Origin of the sequence: uncultured Comamonas sp. (genome assembly GCF_964277875.1) — a bacterium.
Taxonomy (GTDB): Bacteria; Pseudomonadota; Gammaproteobacteria; order Burkholderiales; family Burkholderiaceae_C; genus Comamonas; species Comamonas sediminis.
The window spans coordinates 40,489-58,202 of record NZ_CAXYJV010000028.1; the positions used below are offsets into that span (position 1 = coordinate 40,489).

18 protein-coding genes are annotated in these 17,714 nt (G+C 63.1%); 13 read left to right on the forward strand and 5 right to left on the reverse strand.

Annotation, left to right across the window (positions count from 1 at the left end):
• The first annotated feature begins 37 nt into the window (after nucleotides 1-37).
• Complete coding sequence (locus ACHWUQ_RS10750) at nucleotides 38-880, forward strand: aminoglycoside phosphotransferase family protein (RefSeq protein ID WP_394681124.1); 843 nt, start codon at nucleotides 38-40, stop codon at nucleotides 878-880.
• A 99-nt stretch (nucleotides 881-979) separates the two neighbouring features.
• Here the strand turns inward: ACHWUQ_RS10750 and ACHWUQ_RS10755 are convergent, their stop codons facing one another.
• On the reverse strand, nucleotides 980-1,729 hold the full coding sequence (locus ACHWUQ_RS10755) for an SDR family oxidoreductase (RefSeq protein WP_394681110.1): 750 nt from the start codon (nucleotides 1,727-1,729) through the stop codon (nucleotides 980-982).
• A 135-nt stretch (nucleotides 1,730-1,864) separates the two neighbouring features.
• On the opposite strand from ACHWUQ_RS10755, the gene ACHWUQ_RS10760 reads away from it, so the two are divergent.
• Entirely contained in the window at nucleotides 1,865-2,782 is a 918-nt protein-coding gene (locus ACHWUQ_RS10760; RefSeq protein WP_312463214.1) for a LysR family transcriptional regulator, read from the forward strand.
• Here the strand turns inward: ACHWUQ_RS10760 and ACHWUQ_RS10765 are convergent.
• Nucleotides 2,776-3,411: an HAD family hydrolase gene (locus ACHWUQ_RS10765; protein ID WP_394681111.1), complete on the reverse strand. Its 636-nt coding sequence runs from the start codon at nucleotides 3,409-3,411 to the stop codon at nucleotides 2,776-2,778. The two genes, ACHWUQ_RS10760 and ACHWUQ_RS10765, sit on opposite strands and share 7 nt — an antisense overlap.
• Before the next feature lie 246 nt (nucleotides 3,412-3,657).
• On the opposite strand from ACHWUQ_RS10765, the gene ACHWUQ_RS10770 reads away from it, so the two are divergent.
• The gene (locus ACHWUQ_RS10770) at nucleotides 3,658-4,125 is read left to right on the forward strand and encodes a GNAT family N-acetyltransferase (RefSeq protein ID WP_394681112.1); all 468 of its coding nucleotides are present in this window, start codon (nucleotides 3,658-3,660) and stop codon (nucleotides 4,123-4,125) included.
• Between the two features lie 118 nt (nucleotides 4,126-4,243).
• On the forward strand, nucleotides 4,244-4,630 hold the full coding sequence (locus ACHWUQ_RS10775; protein WP_394681113.1) for a hypothetical protein: 387 nt from the start codon (nucleotides 4,244-4,246) through the stop codon (nucleotides 4,628-4,630).
• 138 nt (nucleotides 4,631-4,768) lie between these two features.
• Here ACHWUQ_RS10775 and ACHWUQ_RS10780 read toward each other — a convergent pair whose 3' ends face one another.
• Nucleotides 4,769-5,686: a midcut-by-XrtH protein gene (locus ACHWUQ_RS10780; protein ID WP_394681114.1), complete on the reverse strand. Its 918-nt coding sequence runs from the start codon at nucleotides 5,684-5,686 to the stop codon at nucleotides 4,769-4,771.
• 927 nt (nucleotides 5,687-6,613) lie between these two features.
• Here ACHWUQ_RS10780 and ACHWUQ_RS10785 point away from each other — a divergent pair.
• Both ACHWUQ_RS10785 and ACHWUQ_RS10790 read left to right on the forward strand, forming a co-directional pair.
• Nucleotides 6,614-7,288 carry a response regulator transcription factor gene (locus ACHWUQ_RS10785; RefSeq protein WP_312526973.1) on the forward strand — a complete coding sequence of 225 codons (675 nt, stop codon included), beginning with the start codon at nucleotides 6,614-6,616 and terminating at the stop codon, nucleotides 7,286-7,288.
• 9 nt (nucleotides 7,289-7,297) lie between these two features.
• The gene (locus ACHWUQ_RS10790; RefSeq protein ID WP_394681115.1) at nucleotides 7,298-9,070 is read left to right on the forward strand and encodes an ATP-binding protein; all 1,773 of its coding nucleotides are present in this window, start codon (nucleotides 7,298-7,300) and stop codon (nucleotides 9,068-9,070) included.
• A 112-nt stretch (nucleotides 9,071-9,182) separates the two neighbouring features.
• Here ACHWUQ_RS10790 and ACHWUQ_RS10795 read toward each other — a convergent pair whose 3' ends face one another.
• Nucleotides 9,183-9,482, reverse strand: a complete 300-nt coding sequence (locus ACHWUQ_RS10795) for a hypothetical protein (RefSeq protein WP_394681116.1) — start codon at nucleotides 9,480-9,482, stop codon at nucleotides 9,183-9,185.
• 631 nt (nucleotides 9,483-10,113) lie between these two features.
• On the opposite strand from ACHWUQ_RS10795, the gene ACHWUQ_RS10800 reads away from it, so the two are divergent.
• From ACHWUQ_RS10800 to ACHWUQ_RS10825, 6 genes are all read left to right on the forward strand, one after another.
• The gene (locus ACHWUQ_RS10800; RefSeq protein ID WP_239812576.1) at nucleotides 10,114-11,151 is read left to right on the forward strand and encodes an aliphatic amidase; all 1,038 of its coding nucleotides are present in this window, start codon (nucleotides 10,114-10,116) and stop codon (nucleotides 11,149-11,151) included.
• A 74-nt stretch (nucleotides 11,152-11,225) separates the two neighbouring features.
• On the forward strand, nucleotides 11,226-11,708 hold the full coding sequence (locus tag ACHWUQ_RS10805) for an AmiS/UreI family transporter (RefSeq protein WP_239812575.1): 483 nt from the start codon (nucleotides 11,226-11,228) through the stop codon (nucleotides 11,706-11,708).
• Between the two features lie 5 nt (nucleotides 11,709-11,713).
• Complete coding sequence (locus ACHWUQ_RS10810) at nucleotides 11,714-12,556, forward strand: CbbQ/NirQ/NorQ/GpvN family protein (protein WP_394681117.1); 843 nt, start codon at nucleotides 11,714-11,716, stop codon at nucleotides 12,554-12,556.
• Between the two features lie 13 nt (nucleotides 12,557-12,569).
• Nucleotides 12,570-14,372 (forward strand): nitric oxide reductase activation protein NorD, encoded by a 1,803-nt coding sequence (locus tag ACHWUQ_RS10815; protein WP_394681118.1) that lies wholly within the window; start codon nucleotides 12,570-12,572, stop codon nucleotides 14,370-14,372.
• A gap of 141 nt (nucleotides 14,373-14,513) precedes the next feature.
• The gene (locus ACHWUQ_RS10820; RefSeq protein ID WP_394681119.1) at nucleotides 14,514-15,659 is read left to right on the forward strand and encodes a transporter substrate-binding domain-containing protein; all 1,146 of its coding nucleotides are present in this window, start codon (nucleotides 14,514-14,516) and stop codon (nucleotides 15,657-15,659) included.
• Between the two features lie 2 nt (nucleotides 15,660-15,661).
• Nucleotides 15,662-16,285, forward strand: coding sequence for an ANTAR domain-containing response regulator (locus ACHWUQ_RS10825; protein WP_239812571.1), 624 nt, complete (start codon nucleotides 15,662-15,664; stop codon nucleotides 16,283-16,285).
• A 142-nt stretch (nucleotides 16,286-16,427) separates the two neighbouring features.
• On the opposite strand, the gene ACHWUQ_RS10830 is transcribed toward ACHWUQ_RS10825, so the two are convergent.
• A complete protein-coding gene (locus ACHWUQ_RS10830) occupies nucleotides 16,428-16,985 on the reverse strand; it encodes a GNAT family N-acetyltransferase (RefSeq protein WP_394681120.1) in 558 nt (185 codons plus the stop codon).
• A gap of 171 nt (nucleotides 16,986-17,156) precedes the next feature.
• Between ACHWUQ_RS10830 and ACHWUQ_RS10835 the strand changes: the two genes are divergently transcribed.
• On the forward strand, nucleotides 17,157-17,693 hold the full coding sequence (locus tag ACHWUQ_RS10835) for a hypothetical protein (RefSeq protein WP_394681121.1): 537 nt from the start codon (nucleotides 17,157-17,159) through the stop codon (nucleotides 17,691-17,693).
• Nucleotides 17,694-17,714: the final 21 nt, after the last annotated feature.

The window sequence follows — 17,714 nt, forward strand, 5'->3', positions numbered from 1 at the left end:
CGCTGGATGCCTGGGAACTTCCACGACAATCTGGTGGATGCCAGACCTCGACCTCCATCTCTTCCAAGCCCATCTCCAGCGCTGGGGCGCGCAGCCCGCTGGCAGGCCTTTGGCCACGTCTACCAGCGATCTTCTGCCTGTCAGTCTCACGGGGAAGTGGAATGGCCTCCCGGCGATGATCAAAATCAGCCGAGACCTGGACGAGCGCATCGGCGGGCAAGTGTTGCAATGGTGGGATGGCGCCGGTGCGGCTCGCGTTTATGCCTCCGATCCGCCGTCAGGCGCGCTGCTGATGGAGCGGGCCACGGGCTCCAGGCATTTGCTGCGCATGGCTTTAGAGGGAGAAGATGACGCAGCGACGACCTGTATCTGCCTCAGCCTTCATCAACTGCATTCCCACCGGCCTTCTGCGCCGCCGCCTGAAAACCTGCTGCCCTTGGCGGATTTCTTTCGATCGCTGGCGCCGATGGCCGCGCAGCAGGGCGGCCTGATGGCTGAATGCGCAATGGTGGCGCAAGAGCTGCTGCAGGATCAGCGTGAGCAGGTCGTCCTGCACGGGGATGCACACCATAGCAATATCCTCGATTTTGAACAGCGCGGATGGCTCGCGATAGACCCCAAGCGCGTCACCGGTGAGCGGTATTACGACTACGTGAATGTGCTGTGCAACCCGGACCTGAAGACCTGTACCGACCCGGAGCGCTTTGCGCGGCAGTTGGCCGTGGTGGTCGATGTGGCAGGCCTGGAGCGTCAGCGCCTGCTCCGGTGGGTGATGGCCCATGCCGCGTTGTCAGCGGCCTGGTTTTTGGAAGACGGATGCAGAACCGAGGCCGATGAGGAGTTGGCTGTTGCACATCTGGCCAGGCAGGCGTTGGCTTGACGATCCCATCGCTGCGGTCTGCTCGGTTGCTTTCACTCCCTGTTCCCCTCCGCCTGGCCCATGCGGGGGGCGTTTGCAGCAGAACGTGCGCCCACCCCCTCACATCTGGCTCATCCCCCCATCCGCAATAATCTCCGTCCCCACAATAAACCCAGATTCCTTGGACACCAGGTGCAAAACGGTGGCGGCGATTTCTTCCGGGGTGCCAAAGCGGCCCAGCGGAATCTGCGTCTGGATGCCGGCGGCCATGGCCTGGGCCTGGTCGGGTGCCAGGCCCAGCTTGCCGTAGAGCGGGGTGCTGACGGGGCCGGGGCTCACGACATTCACACGCACGCCTTGGGGCAGCAGCTCGGCCGACAAGGTCTTGGCCAGGGAGATCAGTGCGGCCTTGCTGGCGGCGTAGACGCTGGAGTTGGCCATGCCGATGTGGGCGTTGATCGAGCCGTTCAGCACGATGGAGCCGCCGCGCGTCATCAGCGCAGCCAGGCGTTGGATCAGGAAGTAGGGGCCTTTGACATTGGTGTCAAAGCTGCTGTCCCACAGCGCCTCGTCGATCTGCGGCAGCGGGCCAAACTTGGCCACGCCGGCGTTGATGAACACGCCATCGATCACGCCCATCTGCATCTGCAATTCGGCGACCAGCGCGGCTTGGGCGGAGACGTCACCGGCTTCGCTGACCAGGGCCAGCGCGTCAGGGCCCAACGCGGCCTTGACGCGGGCCAGGCTGTCGGCATCGCGGCCGGTGATGGCTACCCGGGCGCCTTCACGGGCAAAGGCGATGGCGGCTGCAGCGCCGATGCCGCTGCTGCCACCGGTGACCAAAATATTCTTTCCTTCAAAGCGGTTCATGATTTTTCTTTCGTTTGTTTCGTTGATGTCTTGCTGGGTTATCAGCCCCAATGCAGGGCTGATGGATGAAGTATCTGCCGATGGGTCGCGCTACAGACACCAGCATTTCGATGAACTCGTGCAAAAATACCGAACATGTTGAGTCTCGAAGATCTCCAGCTGCTCGAAGCGGTGCGCGCCACCGGCAGCCTGTCGCGCGCGGCCCAGCGGCTGGGCAAGGCCGCATCCACCGTGTCCTATGCGGCGCGCCAGCTGGAGGAGCGGCTCGATGCCCTGCTGTTTGACCGTGCGGGCTACCGCATCGCGCTCACGCCTGCCGGCCTGCTGCTGGTGGAGCAGGGCGCGCAGCTGCACGCCCAGGCGCGGCGGCTGACGGAGCGGGTCAAGCAGGTGGCGCGGGGCTGGGAGTCCGAGCTGCGTATCGTCACCGACGAGCTGGCCAACATCGAGGCGCTGCTGCCCTTGATCGCCGACTTTGATGCGCTCAAAAGTGGCGTGCGGCTGCGCGTTGCCCATGAGGTGCTGGGCGGTACCTGGGAGGCCTTGCTGGACCAGCGTGCCGACCTGGTGGTAGCCGCCACGAACGAGCCGCCGGCGATGGCGCATCTGCAATGGTTTGAGCTGGCGCAGCTGGAATGGGTGTTTGCCGTGGCACCGCACCACCCGCTGGCACGCGAGGCACAAGACGGGCAACCGCTGTCGGTGGAGGCCATCGCCGCGCACCGTTCGGTCGTCGTGGCCGATACCTCGCGCCTGGCGGTTGCCCGCAGCTACGGCGTGCAGACGCACCAGGAGCGCCTGGCGCTGCCCAGCATGCGCGCCAAGATCGCCGCCCAGGTAGCAGGACTGGGCGTTGGCTGGCTACCGCTGGAGAAAGTGCGCGATCACCTGGCCCACGGCAGCCTGGTGGCGCTGGCCACGCAGGACCCGCGTGACCCCAACCTGCTGTTTGTCGGATGGCATTCGCACCGCGCAGGGCCGGCGCTGCAGTGGTGGGTGGACAAGCTGCGTGATCCGCGCCTGGTGCCGCCATTGCTGCATAGGAACTACTGAGCCCGTTCGCTGATCTCCATCCCCAGTGCCCGCAATCTCGCCCGAAGATCGTCAGCACCTGCAAAATGGATCGCTTGCATTCCCTGGCGCATCGCCGCCTCGACATTGCGCAGGCTGTCGTCAATGAATACCGCCGATGCAGGATTCAGGTTGAAACGGTTGATGACCAGCTCGAAAATTTCTGCTTGGGGCTTGGCAAGCTGTTCATGGCCGGACACCACGATGCCGTCGAACCAGGCGAGAAAATCAAAGCGCGCCTGCGCAATCGGAAAGGTTTCGGCGGACCAGTTGGTCAAAGCGAGCAAACGCAGCGGCTGTTGCCGCAGCTCCTTCAGAATGGCGACGGCATCGTCGATTGCTCCGGGCACCATCTCCGGCCAGCGGTCGAAGTAGGCGCGAATGGCGGCCTCCTGCGCCGGATGCCGTTCAATGGCCTCGGCAATGCCTTGCTTCCACGGCCGGCCCCGATCCTGCTGGTCGTTCCACTCGGCGGTACACACCTCCGCCAGAAAGGCTTCCATGCCCGCCTCATCGCCTACAAAGATTTTCCGGTACAGATGTCTGGGATCCCACTGGATCAAAACGTTGCCAAGATCGAAGATGACGGTGTCGATGGGTGATGTTTTCATCTGAACGGTGGGCGCGGCCCACTTTAAAAAAATTGGTTCTCAGCGCGTCGGGGCGCCTTGTGCAGCGGCGGCCTGTAGCTGCGTGAAAGGGTCACCGCAGTGGAGGCCAGCGCCACGCAGCCGTTGCGATGCTTGTCCTGGCCCGGGGCGGCGAAAGGCGCTCTTCCTGCGCTGCAAAGCCTGCTGCATCGCCTCGCGATGAGGCATGATCCTGCCAGCCAACCAGTTTAAAGGGATCCATTGCCCATGCCCGCTGTCCCCGATCTCGTATTCCGCCCAGCGCTGGACGCTGATCTGCCGCAGCTCTATGCCTGTGATCCGTATGCACAGGACCATGAAAGCAGACGGTCCGAGCTCAGGCGCATGGTCGAGCAAGCCTCCTGCATCGTGGCCGTCGAGGGCGGCCTGCTGCTGGGGTTTGCGGTGCTGGAATACCACTTCTTCGGATGCGGTTTCATACCGCTGGTGTGCGTCGCTCCCGCACACCGCGGCAAAGGGGTTGCGCTTGCTTTGCTCATCGAGCTGGCGCATCGCTGCGTCACCCCCAGGCTGTTCACCAGTACGAATGCTTCCAATGCACCGGCGCAGGGCCTGTTTGTCCGCGCGGGTTTCATGCGAAGCGGCATCGTCGAGAATCTCGACCCGGGTGATCCTGAGCTCATCTACTTCCAGGATCTGGCCAGCGGCAAGGCGCAGCAGCCGCTGCATCCATAGGGGGCGAGCACCGGGGGTGCCGTGGCGTTGGCGCTGCTTGCCCGCACCTCTGCCGGCCCACTGGAGCCGGGATTGGCATACACTCCCCCGCATCCCTCCATTGCGCTATAACCCAACCGTGACGACCCAGCACCAGATAACCGACGCCGAACTCCAGGCCTTTGCGGCCGAGGCGGCAGCCCAACCCCGTTGCGCTGACTGCACACCGCTGTGGCGGCCGGGTTGGGAGTCGATGTCTGCCGCAGCGGATACCGACCACCTGGCGTTACTGGGCGCGCTGGGCAGCGAAGCGTCGTGGGAGCAGCTGGAAGAGTTTCATCCAGCGGGCACCAACCTGTGGTCGCCCGATGCACCGATAGCGCCTGGCTGGCACCCCTACACCCGCAGTACCTTGTGGCGCTGCGCCCGCTGTTCGGGGGCGTTTCTCCGGTACACCGAATACGGCGGCTATTACCTGGAAGAGCGCATCCGCCCGTTGTGGGCGGATCTCATCGTTCGGCCTTAGATCAGGCGGTGCCGGACCGCCAAACGGGCCTGCCTGCCGCCGCCTGGGGCCATCAAGACCCGTGGCCATCAGACGGTGGAGGCCTGATCCGCTGCGCATGGCCGCTGATCAAGCCTCCATCATTGGCAGTTGCCAGATTTAAGCCGGCTCGTTCCAGCAGGAGTACGGCAGTGTCCAGGTCATTGTCTTGGTGTTGCCGGGTACAAACACATAGCCGTCCGGCGCGGTGGAGGTGACGATGGTGAACCCCGAGGTCAGCGCTTCCCGGTTCGACACGAAATTGTTGCTGTCGTAGGTGGCCTCGGTGGCATTGCGGACATAGCTGATGACGGTCGTCACGCCCGTCTCATTGAAGGTGGGCTCGTTCACGAGACGCGGTGCATACGCATAGAGCAGTCCATCCAGTGGCTCGGACGAGTTGTAGGGGTAGCTTGCAATGATGTCCGTCGTGCAGGTGTTGGTGGGCGCAGCGGTGACGCTGATGGGCAGAAGCGGCGCGGGCGGTGTGCATGAATAGGCTTGCGTGGTGCAACTGGCGCCCGGTGCGATTTCTGAATTCACCACGCAGCTTCCCGTCTCTGCGGAATTGCCGTTGGCGGTAATGCGCATGCGCACGCCACTGGTGTTGGTGACCGTCAGCAGAGGCGCAGGATCGGCGTAGGGCACACTGCTGTCTGCCAGCGTGCCGCCCGCTGGGTTGACAAGTTCATAGGGGCCCGCTGCGCGCACCGATTCGATCCATGATCCACCCCCCAGCGACAGCACGCTGACCGCTGCAGCCATGCCAGCGACGGCCAGCATGCGCGCTTTGTAGCCATCGTGGCGGCTGCGCCAGGCAAGCACTGCGATGAGTGCTGCCAACGCCGCCACTGCAAAAATGCCCAGGCTGGGAACTGGCGTCGTGGGTCCCACAGGCACGGTGACCACCGGCGTATAGCCCAAGGATATGTCGCAGGTGTTCACGACCTGGTCGGTGACCGTGATGGAGACGGCAGTCGGTGGAGCGCATTTTTCCGACAAGGTTTCTGCGGTCATCTCGCCGGTGGAATTATTCATTCGGAATCCCCCAGGGAAGCACACCTGGTATTCCATTGAATACGTGCCCGGGGGCACCGAAGCGGCTGCTTTCACTGCACCCGTCGATGTATTCAGCGTCACTCCCGGATGGGACGCCGGGGTGACCACGGCCAGTTGAAAATAGTGGATGCTGGCTGGCTCCACCCTGTCCGGCTCAAAGGTGTCGTCCATACTCCAAAACACCGTGTCATTCGCCAGCACATTGGCAATGGCGATCGTGTCCGCGCCGGAGGGCGTACTCCCCGAGTCTGGTGACGCGCTGAGATAGGTCGCATCCGACACTATCTGACAGGCTTGGAGCGTGGACATGTAGATTTGGCCAGCGGGACACACCAGCAACGATGAATCCTGCGCTTGCGCCTGCGTCAGCCCGCCAAGCATAAGCAGCAAGCTGCACATCATGCGCTGTCGTGCTCTGCCAAAACAGGATTTGAAATTTATCATGGTGCCGCCTCTCGTTTGAGAATATCTAGCTGAAGTTATTCCAGTGCAGCACCATTATTTTGGTGATTTATTATTTTCTGTATGCGTGTTTTTCCTATCCCTATTAATGGCTTATAAAATGCTTTTCCAATGAATTTTTTAAGAAAACCAAAGATACTTCAAATTAATAAAAGGATTTGAATATCTGGCTGTGCTAGGGATTCTCTGCAAAACTCCCTGCCGTGGCCAGAATGCGGGCCCGGGCGATTTACGGCGTTGTCTTTCTTGTCTATCGCATTGCACTGATTTCAAACGACCTCTTGCGTCTCATCTGGTCCGCGCCCATTCGATGGGGTCTGCATACGATCCCCCTGGAGCGCCTGGCCGCCGCAGCGGTCAGCCCGCATCAGCAGCGGTGCTGCCATCCGTCTATAGGACAAATAGCTGGGGTTGCCTGCACGCGGTCCGCGTCATACTGTGCATATGCCTGCCCGTCCCGCCCATCTGCTGTTGATTGATGACCACGCCTTGTTTCGGACAGGTCTGCGCCTGATCGTGCAGGAGCATCCGGAGGTGGGTGCCATTTCCGAGGCCGGCTCCATCGCCGAGGCCTGTGCGCTCGCGCAGCGTACCCCAGCATCGGGTGGGGGTGGGGCGGTTGACCTGGTGTTGCTCGATATCATGCTGCCCGGCATGAACGGGTTCGATGGCATGCCCTCGTTGCGCAAGGCATTTCCGCAGGCGCGCATCGTGTTTGTGTCGGCCAGCGTGGCGCCTGATGGCGTGCGCGAGGCGCGCGCACGGGGCGCCGATGGCTTCCTGTCCAAATCCGCCAGCGGCAATGACATTCTGCAGGCCATCGGCGCGGTGCTGGCGGGGCAGCCGTGCTTTGCGGTGCCAGCGTCCTCCGGCCCGCTGCCGGACGGGGTTGCGCTTACGCCGCGTCAGCGTGACGTGTTGCGCCTGCTGAGTGCCGGCAAGCCCAACAAGGTCATTGCGCGGCAGCTCGACTTGAGCGAAAGCACGGTGCGTGGGCATGTGACAGCGATCTTTGCGCAACTGGGCGTCGACAACCGCAGCGCCGCCTTGCTGCGCGCGCAGCACCTGGGCCTGGTGGATGTATTGCCTGCCTATGCCGGGCCTGCGTCCGCGGCTTGAAGGCCTGGTATGCCCAACGACGCAAGCCTTGCCCCTCTTTGTGCCGCCGAGCAGACGGCGCTCGTGGATCTGCTCTACCGGCAGTCGCACGCGATGCTGTTCATCAATTTCGTGATCCCCATTCCAGCGGTCGCCGTCTTCTGGTCCCATCTGCCGCACGCGCTACTGCTGGCCTGGGGTGCATCGATCATGCTGGTAACGCTTGCACGCATCGCGCTGGCACGTGGCTGGAGCCGCCATACGCAGAACCCCGCAATGGCTGCCAGGGGCGACGCCAGCCGGGTCTGGGCCTGGCGCTTTGCCGTGGCCTGCGGGCTGTCCAGCGCGCTGTGGGGCGCCATGGGCTGGGCGTTCTACCTTTCAGACCAGCCGCAGTTGCTGGCGTTCCTGGCCTTTGTCATCGCGGGCATGTCCTGTGGCTCCATCACCTCCTTCGCCGCGTTTCCTCCAGCTGCCGTGGCAGCGCAAACGCTGCTGATACTGCCGTTTGCGGTGCGCAACCTGGGCCAGGGGCATGGGCTGCCGCTCGTCTACGGGGTGTTCGCGCTGTGTCTGTATGGCGCCAACCTGTTCTATACCCGGGTCTCCTACCGCACGCTGGTGGACAGCGTGCGCCTGCGCTTCGAGAATGCCGCGCTGGTCGATCAGTTGAAGAAAGAGCGCGACCGCGCAGAAACCGCCAACCGGGCCAAATCGAAATTTCTGGCCGCCGCCAGCCACGACCTGCGCCAGCCGCTGCACGCACTGGGACTGTTTCTGGACTCGCTGCAGCGCAGCGCCCTGTCGGAGCGGCAGGCAGAGGTGCTGGGGCATGCGCGCGCCGCCTCGGTCGCCGCATCCGAAATGCTCACGACGCTGCTGGACTACTCGCGCGTTGAAGCGGGGGTCGTGCGCACGCAGGAGGCACCCTTTGCCATCCAGCCGCTGTTGAGTGCGCTGGAGCGGGAGTTCGGAGCGCAGGCCGATGCCACAGGCTTGGTCTACCGCTCGCGCGAAACCACGGCAGCGGCATTGGCGGACAAGGCATTGGTGGATCTGGTGATGCGCAACCTGCTGTCCAACGCGCTGCGCTATACGCAGACCGGTGGCGTTCTGGTGGCCTGCCGGCGCCGGGGCCAGCAACTGGCGCTGGAGGTGTGGGACACCGGCTGCGGCATTGCGCCCGAACACCTGCAGTCCATTTTTGAAGAGTTCCACCAGCTGGGCAACCCCGAGCGCGATCGCCGCAAGGGCCTGGGACTGGGCCTGGCCATCGCACAACGCCTGGCCTTGCAACTGCATACCCGCATCGACGTGCGCTCGCTGCCCGGGCGTGGCTCGGTGTTCCGCCTGTGTTTGCCGCTGTGGTCGGGTGCGCTGCAGAGCGTGCCGGACCCGCTCGCAGCCCCTGCGGCATCCGAAGACCGCCTGGCCGGGCTGCACATCGTCGTGATCGATGACGACGAGGCGGCGCGGCGCGCGATGCAATCGCTGCTGGAGAGTTGGCATTGCCACTGCACCTGCGCAGAGTCGGGACCGGATGCATTGCAGCAACTCAGCGCCACAAAGCAGCTTCCGGATGCGATCATCACCGACTTCCGTCTGCGCAACGGCGAGACCGGCAAGGAAGCGCTGCAGCTGCTGCGGGAGCATGGGCAGCATCCCGTGCCCGCCATCATCGTCACCGGAGACACCTCGCCGCAACGCCTGCGTGATGCGCAGTCCACGGCGGCCCTGCTGCTGCACAAACCGGTATCCACGGCGGACCTGCAGCAGGCGCTGATCCGGCTTTTGCATCCCTAGGCACTGCGCCATGGTCTTGGGGCATGCGCGCAGCCCAGCCGGCCCAGGCCGCAGACAGACTGTTACCGGTCCCCGGTCGCGTGCCCGATCAGCCCGGTGCCGTTGAACGGCATCACTGCGGCTCCCGGAGCAGCTGCGCGTATTGTCGGTAGCCCCATACCGCTGCGACGACGACCCCGATGCCGACTCCCCAGGCCACAGGGACGCCGAAGCCCCATACCAGCAGCAGGGTCAGGCCGATGCTGACCAGCGCGATCCACACAGCGGTGACGAAGTCAAAACGGGCCACCGCGATGGCGTCATCGGCGATGCCGCGACTGGCATGGCCCCGTTTCTGGCGCTGGCGCCTGAACACCCATACATCGGCAAAGAATGCCGCGACCCCGGCGAGAAGATCGGTGACGAGACTCATGGTGGAACGGCTTTCGTTGCAGTGGTTGGGGCCTTCAGCAGATGGCTGGGTCCATCGCGCTGATCCCGATCGCGAATGTAGCCGAAAAACAGGAAACCGGAGCCACCCCGGCCAAACAGGTCAAGCTGGGCATCGCGCTGCCTGCGCAGGCGGCCACGGCGGCAGGTGGTTTTGGTGGGCACTGGACCGGCGCGCGGGGGCGCTGCACTGCCAGCCTTGCACCGCTGTGCCCCTAGGTGCTGTGCCTGGCGCGCTTCGGTCCGATTCCTGCAGAGGGCCAGGCGCGGCTTGCCAAATACCACCATCGCTCACCAGCTGCAACCGGTAGATGTTCTAGGCGGCCATCGCCACAATCGCTTTAACATGGCCTGGCGGCGGACCAACGCCACGCAGATTTCGTTGCAGATTTTGACATCAGCTGCCAAGGTTGCCAGCGCAGATGTCCGGCAATAAAGCCCGAATCGATTCATTCCAGAGTCGATTCGGGCTTTTTTTTGTCCGCTTTTGCATTCCCGTTTTTCGGACCCTGTACCGGTCCGCTGGCGGAGCTTTGCCTACGCTGCTCTGAAACCCCTGCGCTGCTGTCCGCCGGACCAGTCGCACTTTTCTCTCACCAACCTGGAGCACAGCCATGAGACATGGAGATATTTCGAGCAGCAATGATTGCGTAGGGGTTGCCGTCGTCAACTACAAGATGCCCCGCCTGCACACCAAGGCCGAGGTGCTGGACAACTGCCGCAAGATCGCAGACATGGTAGTGGGCATGAAGCGAGGGCTGCCGGGCATGGACCTGGTGGTGTTCCCCGAGTATTCGACGCACGGCATCATGTACGACGCCAAGGAGATGTACGAGACCGCTTCGGCCATTCCCGGTGAAGAGACGGCCATCTTTGCCGATGCCTGCCGCAAGGCCAATGTCTGGGGCATTTTCTCGCTCACCGGAGAACGCCATGAAGAGCACCCCAACAAGGCGCCCTACAACACCTTGATCCTCATGAACAACCAGGGCGAGATCGTGCAGAAATACCGCAAGATCATGCCCTGGGTGCCTATCGAAGGCTGGTATCCCGGCGACTGCACCTACGTCAGCGAAGGCCCCAAGGGCATGAAGATCAGCCTGATCATCTGCGACGATGGCAACTACCCCGAGATCTGGCGCGATTGTGCGATGCGCGGCGCCGAGCTGATCGTCCGCTGCCAAGGCTATATGTACCCGGCCAAAGAGCAGCAGATCATGGTGTCGAAGGCCATGGCGTTCATGAACAACACCTACGTGGCCGTGGCCAATGCGGCAGGCTTTGACGGGGTCTACTCCTATTTCGGGCACTCCGCCATCATCGGTTTTGACGGCCGCACCCTGGGCGAGACGGGTGAAGAGGAAATGGGCATCCAGTATGCCGAGCTGTCCAAATCGCTAATCCGCGATGCCCGCAAGAACGGCCAGTCGCAGAACCACCTCTTCAAATTGGTGCACCGGGGCTACACCGGCACCATCAACTCGGGCGACGGCGACAAGGGCGTTGCCGCCTGCCCCTACAGCTTCTACAGCCAGTGGGTCAACGATCCCGAGGGAACGCGGGAGATGGTCGAGTCGTTCACGCGCACGACAGTGGGCACCCCTGAATGCCCCATAGAAGGGATTCCGCACGAAGCGCCCCAGCACCGCTAAAGCCGGCACCCCAGTGGGCATGGCCGCCCGGTAGCGCGCAGCCATGCCATCCGATAAAAAACAAGGAGACAAGCATGCTGGGTATTGCGCTTTTTTTCATTGGCGTCGTGCTGATCGTCAACGGTGTGGGGCTGAGCGGCCGCATGGATGCGCGGGACTCTGCGCCGGTCAATCTGCTCGTGGGTTTGCTGGCTTTGTTCCTCAATGCCGTAGGCATTCTGCGTGCAGACACCGACCCCGATTTTTTCGCTGCCGCAGGCGGCCTGCTTTTTGCTTTCACCTACCTGTACCTGGCGGTGGTGCAGTGGTGGGCCCTCAAAGGCGTGGGCCTGGGTTGGTACTGTCTGTTTGTAGCGGTCAGCGCGCTGGCCTTTGCCGCCACTGCGGGTGATGTCCGCGTCATCGCCATGTGGCTGGTCTGGTCGAGTCTGTGGTTTTTCTTCTTTCTTGCGCTGGGGTTGGGCAAGCAACTGCGCTTTCTGGCGGCCTACACGGTGCTGGTGGGCATTGTGACCTGCTGGATTCCAGGTTTGATGTTGTTGACGGGGAAATGGTGAACATGATGAACGCAAAAGACCCTCTGCTAGCCGCTCGCGGCGATGACCCGCTGGCCGGGTACCGCCTGGCCCAAGAGCCGTTTTACCGGTCTGCGCGCAATGAGATCGCGCTGTACGAACAGGCCTACCGGCACCGTATGCCGCTGATTCTGAAAGGGCCGACCGGATGCGGAAAGACGCGCTTTGTCGAGCACATGGCCTGGGCGCTGCAGCGCCCGCTCATCACGCTGGCCTGCAATGAAGACATGACCGCCTCTGACCTGGTCGGCCGCTACCTGCTCGATGCCGATGGCACGGCCTGGCACGACGGGCCGCTCACCATGGCGGTGCGCTACGGTGCCATCTGCTACCTCGACGAGGTCGTGGAGGCACGGCAGGACACGACGGTCGTCATCCATCCGCTGACCGACGCGCGCCGTGTGCTTCCGCTCGACAAGAAAGGGGAGGTCGTGCACGCCCATCCGGATTTTCAGCTGGTGGTCTCCTACAACCCCGGCTACCAGAGCAGCGCCAAGGACATGAAGCCCTCGACACGGCAGCGATTTGCCGCGCTGGAGTTTGACTACCCCGACCTTGCCACCGAGGCCGACATCGTCGCGCACGAAGCGGGCATAGACCATGCGCAGGCCGAGCGCTTGGTCGCGCTGGCCCACAGCACGCGCGCGCTCAAACACCATGGCCTGGATGAAGGCGCCTCCACCCGCATGCTCATCTATGCCGGCTTGCTGATGCGCGATGGTGTATCGCCCGCCGACAGCTGCGACATGACCATCACCCAGGCCTTGACGGATGACCCCGACACCACCGAGGCGCTGAAGAAACTCGTGCATGCCAAATTTGGTAGCTAGGAAGCACACCGCCATGGCCCCACCCTCCGCGCCTCTGTACAGCGAGCGCTCAGCGACACGCTGGATCGACGACGGCACACCCGCTTTCGAGCGCCTGGCCAGGCTGGCATCCGGTCTGGCGTTGATGCAGGTGCAAGTCCATCCGTTGCAGGCTGCCAGCCCGCGTCAGCAGGCGGGCGGACTGCTGGGTGGCGCAGCGGCCCCACCTGCCTCTGCGCAGCGCGCCATTGTGCTGGCTGCAGACGAGGGGGCGTCTTCAAGCGCGGTGCGCTTGGTGCTGCCGCCGCTGCACGATGTGCCCGAGGCCGAGCGTGCCCGCCGGCACACCGCGATGGTGGCGCATGCTGCGGCGCATCTGCTGCATTCGCCAGCGCGCCACCCTAGCCAGGCCTTGAAGCCCATGGGCCTGGCGGTCGTCTCTGCGATAGAAGACGCCCGCGTCGAGCGCCTGTTGCTGCGCGACTACCCCGGCATACGCCCCTGGTTCCAGACGCAGATCGCGCCTGAGCCCGAGGCTGACAATCTGGGTTTCGTCACCTTCATCGCGCGGCTGGACCGGATCTTGTTGCAGGTGGACAGCGGTAGCGCCAACCACTGGGTGCACAAGGCGCAGCAGCTTTTTGAAGACACGGTGCACCGGCATGGACTGGAAGACTATGCGGCATTCCGTGCCATTTCCTCCATCCTCGCCAATGACCTTGGCCAGATGCGCGTGCGGATGGATCCACAGCACTACGCCGGGCCCACGCTCTACCGGGATGACAACAGCTACCTCTGGGCACATCCCGAATCCGAAGACAACCAGGACGAGGCCTTGCATCTGCCCCAGGCCGCCGCGCAACCGCAGGCGGCGCGCCCAAGAGACGCGCAACAGCCACCCGAGCCGGCGCAAACGCCCCAGGCGGCCGAAGAGTTCGAGATCGCCCGCTTTCACTACCCGGAATGGGACTGCCAGCGCGAGCAGATGAAGCACGACTGGTGCCAGGTGATCGAAAAGCTCCCTGCGTGGCAGGGGCTGAGCGAGATCGGTGGCCCGCGCCCCTCCAGTACCACCCGTGTCGACCGTCTGGCGCTGCGCCATCCCCACATCCTCGACCGGCACCACCGGCTTCGCCGCCAGTGGGAGGGCGATGCGCTGGACCTCAATGCAGCCATCGAAGTGCAGGTGGACATGCGTATGCAGCTACGCCCCGACCCGCGCCTTTTTATGCGCAGCGGCAAGGGCCCACGCCCTGGCAGCATGTTGGTGCTGCTCGACATTTCCGAATCGGTCAACGACATCGGCCCGCAGGGCCAGAGCCTGCTGGCGTTGGAGAAGCAGGCCGCGTTGTTGCTGGCGCAGGCCAGCTCGCACAGCACGCAACGCCTGGCCATCCATGCGTTCTCGTCCAACACCCGTGCCGAAGTCAACTACTACCGCTTGCTGGATTTTGGCCAGGTGCACAGCCGCGCCACGGCCGCCATCATCCAGGCGGTGCGCGGGCGCTTTTCCACACGCATGGGCGCGGCGCTGCGCCACGCCAGCAGCCTGTTGCGCCATGAACCCGAAGGGCAGCGCAGCCTGTTGGTGGTCACCGACGGCGCGCCCCACGATATCGATGTGCACGACAAGCGCTACCTGATCGAAGACGCGCGGCATGCCGTTCAGGAAGCCAAGCGTGCCGGTGTGCGCGTTTGCTGTCTGGCCGTCGATGCCCAGGCCGATGCCTATGTGCGCCACATCTTCGGCTGGCGGGGTTACGACATCGCGGACGACGCCGCGCAACTGGTGCCGCGCCTGACCAGGATGAGCGCGCGCCTGGCCGCTGGGCGCTAGATGCGCAGGGCGCTGTCCAGCCTGGCACAGAACAGGCATGCCAGCGCCCGCAGTTGCGCTAAGCTGGCTGGCTTGCAGCCATTTCACCGTGCCCGGCCCACTGCACAGCGCAGGGGGGCGGGACAGACCAGGAGACAGGTTTTGGCAAACAACGATCCCTTGCGCGTCGGCATTCTTTTTTCGGAAACTGGCACCACGTCCACCATCGGTCAATCGCAGCTGCAGGGCAGCCTGCTGGCCATCGACGAAATCAACAACGCCGGCGGCGTTCTTGGGCGGGAGCTGGTGGCCGTGCGCTATGACCCGGCGTCCAACCCTGCCGAGTACGCGCGCCTGGCCGAGCAGTTGATCATGCACGACCGCGTCAACACCATCTTTGGCTGCTATATGTCCAGCAGCCGCAAGGCCGTGCTGCCCGTGGTCGAGAAATGGAACAAGCTCTTGTTCTATCCCACGCTCTACGAAGGCTTCGAGTTCTCGGCGAACATCATCTACACCGGCGCTGCCCCCAACCAGAACAGCGTGCAGTTGGCCGATTTCATGACCAGCAGCTTTGGTGCGCGTGTATACCTCATCGGCTCGGACTACATCTACCCCTATGAATCCAACCGCATACTGCGCGAGTTGGTTCTGCAGCACCCCGAGGGCGACATCCTCGGCGAGCGCTACCTGCCGCTGACGGCCACTGAGCACGACTACCAGACCGTCATGGACGATATACGCCAGAAACGCCCTGACTTCATCTTCTCCACGGTGGTCGGCGACTCCACCGCCAAGCTGTACCGCGCCTATGCCGATGCCGGGTTCGACACCAAGGAAATGCCCATTTGCAGCCTCACGACGTCGGAGGCCGAGATCGGACAAATGGGTTTTGACATCGCAGCCGGCCACATCACCTCGGCGCCTTATTTCCAGTCGATCCAGTCTGCTGCCAACCAGCGCTGCCTGGCCCACCTCAAACGGCTGTTTGGCGATGATTGCCGCCCCAATCTGTGCTGGGAAGCCTCCTACTTCCAGATGCATATGTTTGCCAATGCCTTTCGCCGCTCGGGCAGCGACACCATCAGCGAGTTGCTGCCTCACCTGCTGGGCAGCGAGTTTGATGCCCCGCAGGGGCGTGTGCGCATCGATCCCGGCAACCACCACACCTGGGTCTACCCCCGTATTGGCCGGGCCAATGCGCAAGGAGCGTTCAGCATTCTGCGCGAGGCCAAACGCGCCGTATCGCCTGACCCTTATCTGGTCACCCATTCCCTGGGCGACTGGACGGCGAAGACCGAGGGCTGAGCGTGAACCAGCAGCAGCCCCGCGCCACCTCGCAGCACCTCAAAGAGCTGCGGCAACTCAACATCATCCTGATGCACCCCGATGATGCCGATGGCTTGCTGCTGGCCCAGCAGCTCCAGCGTATCGGCTGCCAGGTGCGCAGCGTCTGGCCACCGGTTCAGCAGTTGCCGGGCGATCCGGATATCGTGCTGTTGGCGGTACGCCCTGATTTTTTACACCTGCTCATGCCGTGGGCGAGCGGCGAGCAGGCGCCCGCCCTGGTCGCGGTGGTGAACTATGAAAACCCCACCATCGTGTCTGCCGTGCTGGAACTCAAGGCCCAGGCCGTCCTGCCTTCGCCGATACGCTCCTTTGGCCTGCTCTCCACCCTGGTCGTTGCGCGCCAGATCCACAAGGAGCACCGGCAGATGCAGCAACACGTGCACAAACTGCAAAACAAGCTGCTGGGCCAACGCCGTGTGACCGACGCCAAAGCCATCCTCATCGCCACCCACCAGGTCAGTGAAGACCGCGCCTACGAAATGCTGCGCGAGCAGGCCATGAAAAAGCGCGTATCTGTCGAAGAGATCGCCCAGGCCATCATCGGCGCGAGCGAATTGTTGGGGATGAAAGGCAAGCCCGAGTAGTTGCAGCCGGGTTGTGGGGAGGCGTGGAAGACCCTCGGTCTGCTGCAGAGACGGCCGTGGGTGCATGGCACCTAGGCGAGGTTGACAGCCCGCAGCAGCCAATCTGCCCATCCCGCCGCCGGCCCATTACGGCACTCGCCGGCTACCGTGTAGAGGCATAGACGCAGCCGTTCTTCAACTGCCCCGACGGGGTGATGCGCTCATTTTTCATCACGCCCTCCAGCAGCATCCCCGCCCTGGCGCAGGTCGCGCGGCTGCCCGCGTTGTCTTCATCGGTGCGTGCAAACACCCGCCGCGCTTTCAAATGCGTGAACGCCAAGTGCAGCACTGCGGTGACCGCTTCCTTCGCAAATCCGTTTCGGTGCATGCCAGTGCGCATCCAAAAACCCATCTCCATGCTGGGAATGTCCCAGCGGATCGTGTGCAGGCCCACGCTGCCGACCAATCGCTGCTGGTGGTCCAAGACCAGAAATGCCAGGCCCGTGCCGTTTTCGCGGTCACGCATGCTCGCCAGGCAGAAGTCTTCGGAGGCGGATGCCGATGGCTCATACAGTGCCCAGGGCAGCGAGGTGGGCCAGGCGCGCAGGCTGTCCAGGCTTTCTACGACGGCAGCGTAAACGGCCTGGCCATCGTCGGGGCCGGCTAGGCGCAAGCTCAGGCGGGGTGTCTGAATGGGGGTGTCGACACTGTCAGGGAACATGGGCATTGTCATTGGCTTGCACAAGGCTTGTTAAAAGGCAGAGGCTGGCAGTGTACGACGCCCACAAAATGATCGAATGGGTTTATTCAGCGGAGCATGTAGTATCCAGGCGTCCGGCGCTTAAACGCCGTTTTGATGGCGCACACCCGTTAGAAAAATTGGAATACCCACATGGACCAAAGCTTTCCAAATCGCACGACAAAGCCTTTTCGCATGGGTCGAATCCCCAGCTATCCAGTCTCAGGCGATCAGCTGGTGGCCGATGCAGAAAATCGGCTCCAAAACCAGGGCGATATTTTTGGCTGTGCGCTATTCCAATCGCGCAACGACATTCTCTCCACGCTGGCTGCGCTGGTCGAGGACGAGGATTACCGCGAGAAATTTGGAAAAGTAAACAGCGAGCCCTTTGCCGCGCTGGCCGAGCTGCCTCCGGAATCGCAAGCCGCTGCCATCAAAATCGCGGAGCTGGCGATGAATCGGCTCATTGAAGCCATGGTGGGCCAACTAGCCGCAGGCGAAAGAGCATTGCCTGGCGACTATTGCGTCAGCTACAAGCTAGAGGCGCAGCTGGAGAAAATCACAGGCGCCACCGCCAATGGCGTCAAGCTGAGGAAGGTTGATAAATGCACAATCGTAGATGCGAACCAGAGTGTGTTGCCCGCGTCCATGAATAGCTGGCTTCGGCGCTTTGGCCAACGCGCCGTTTGAGTGCTTGGTAGAACGCACTGG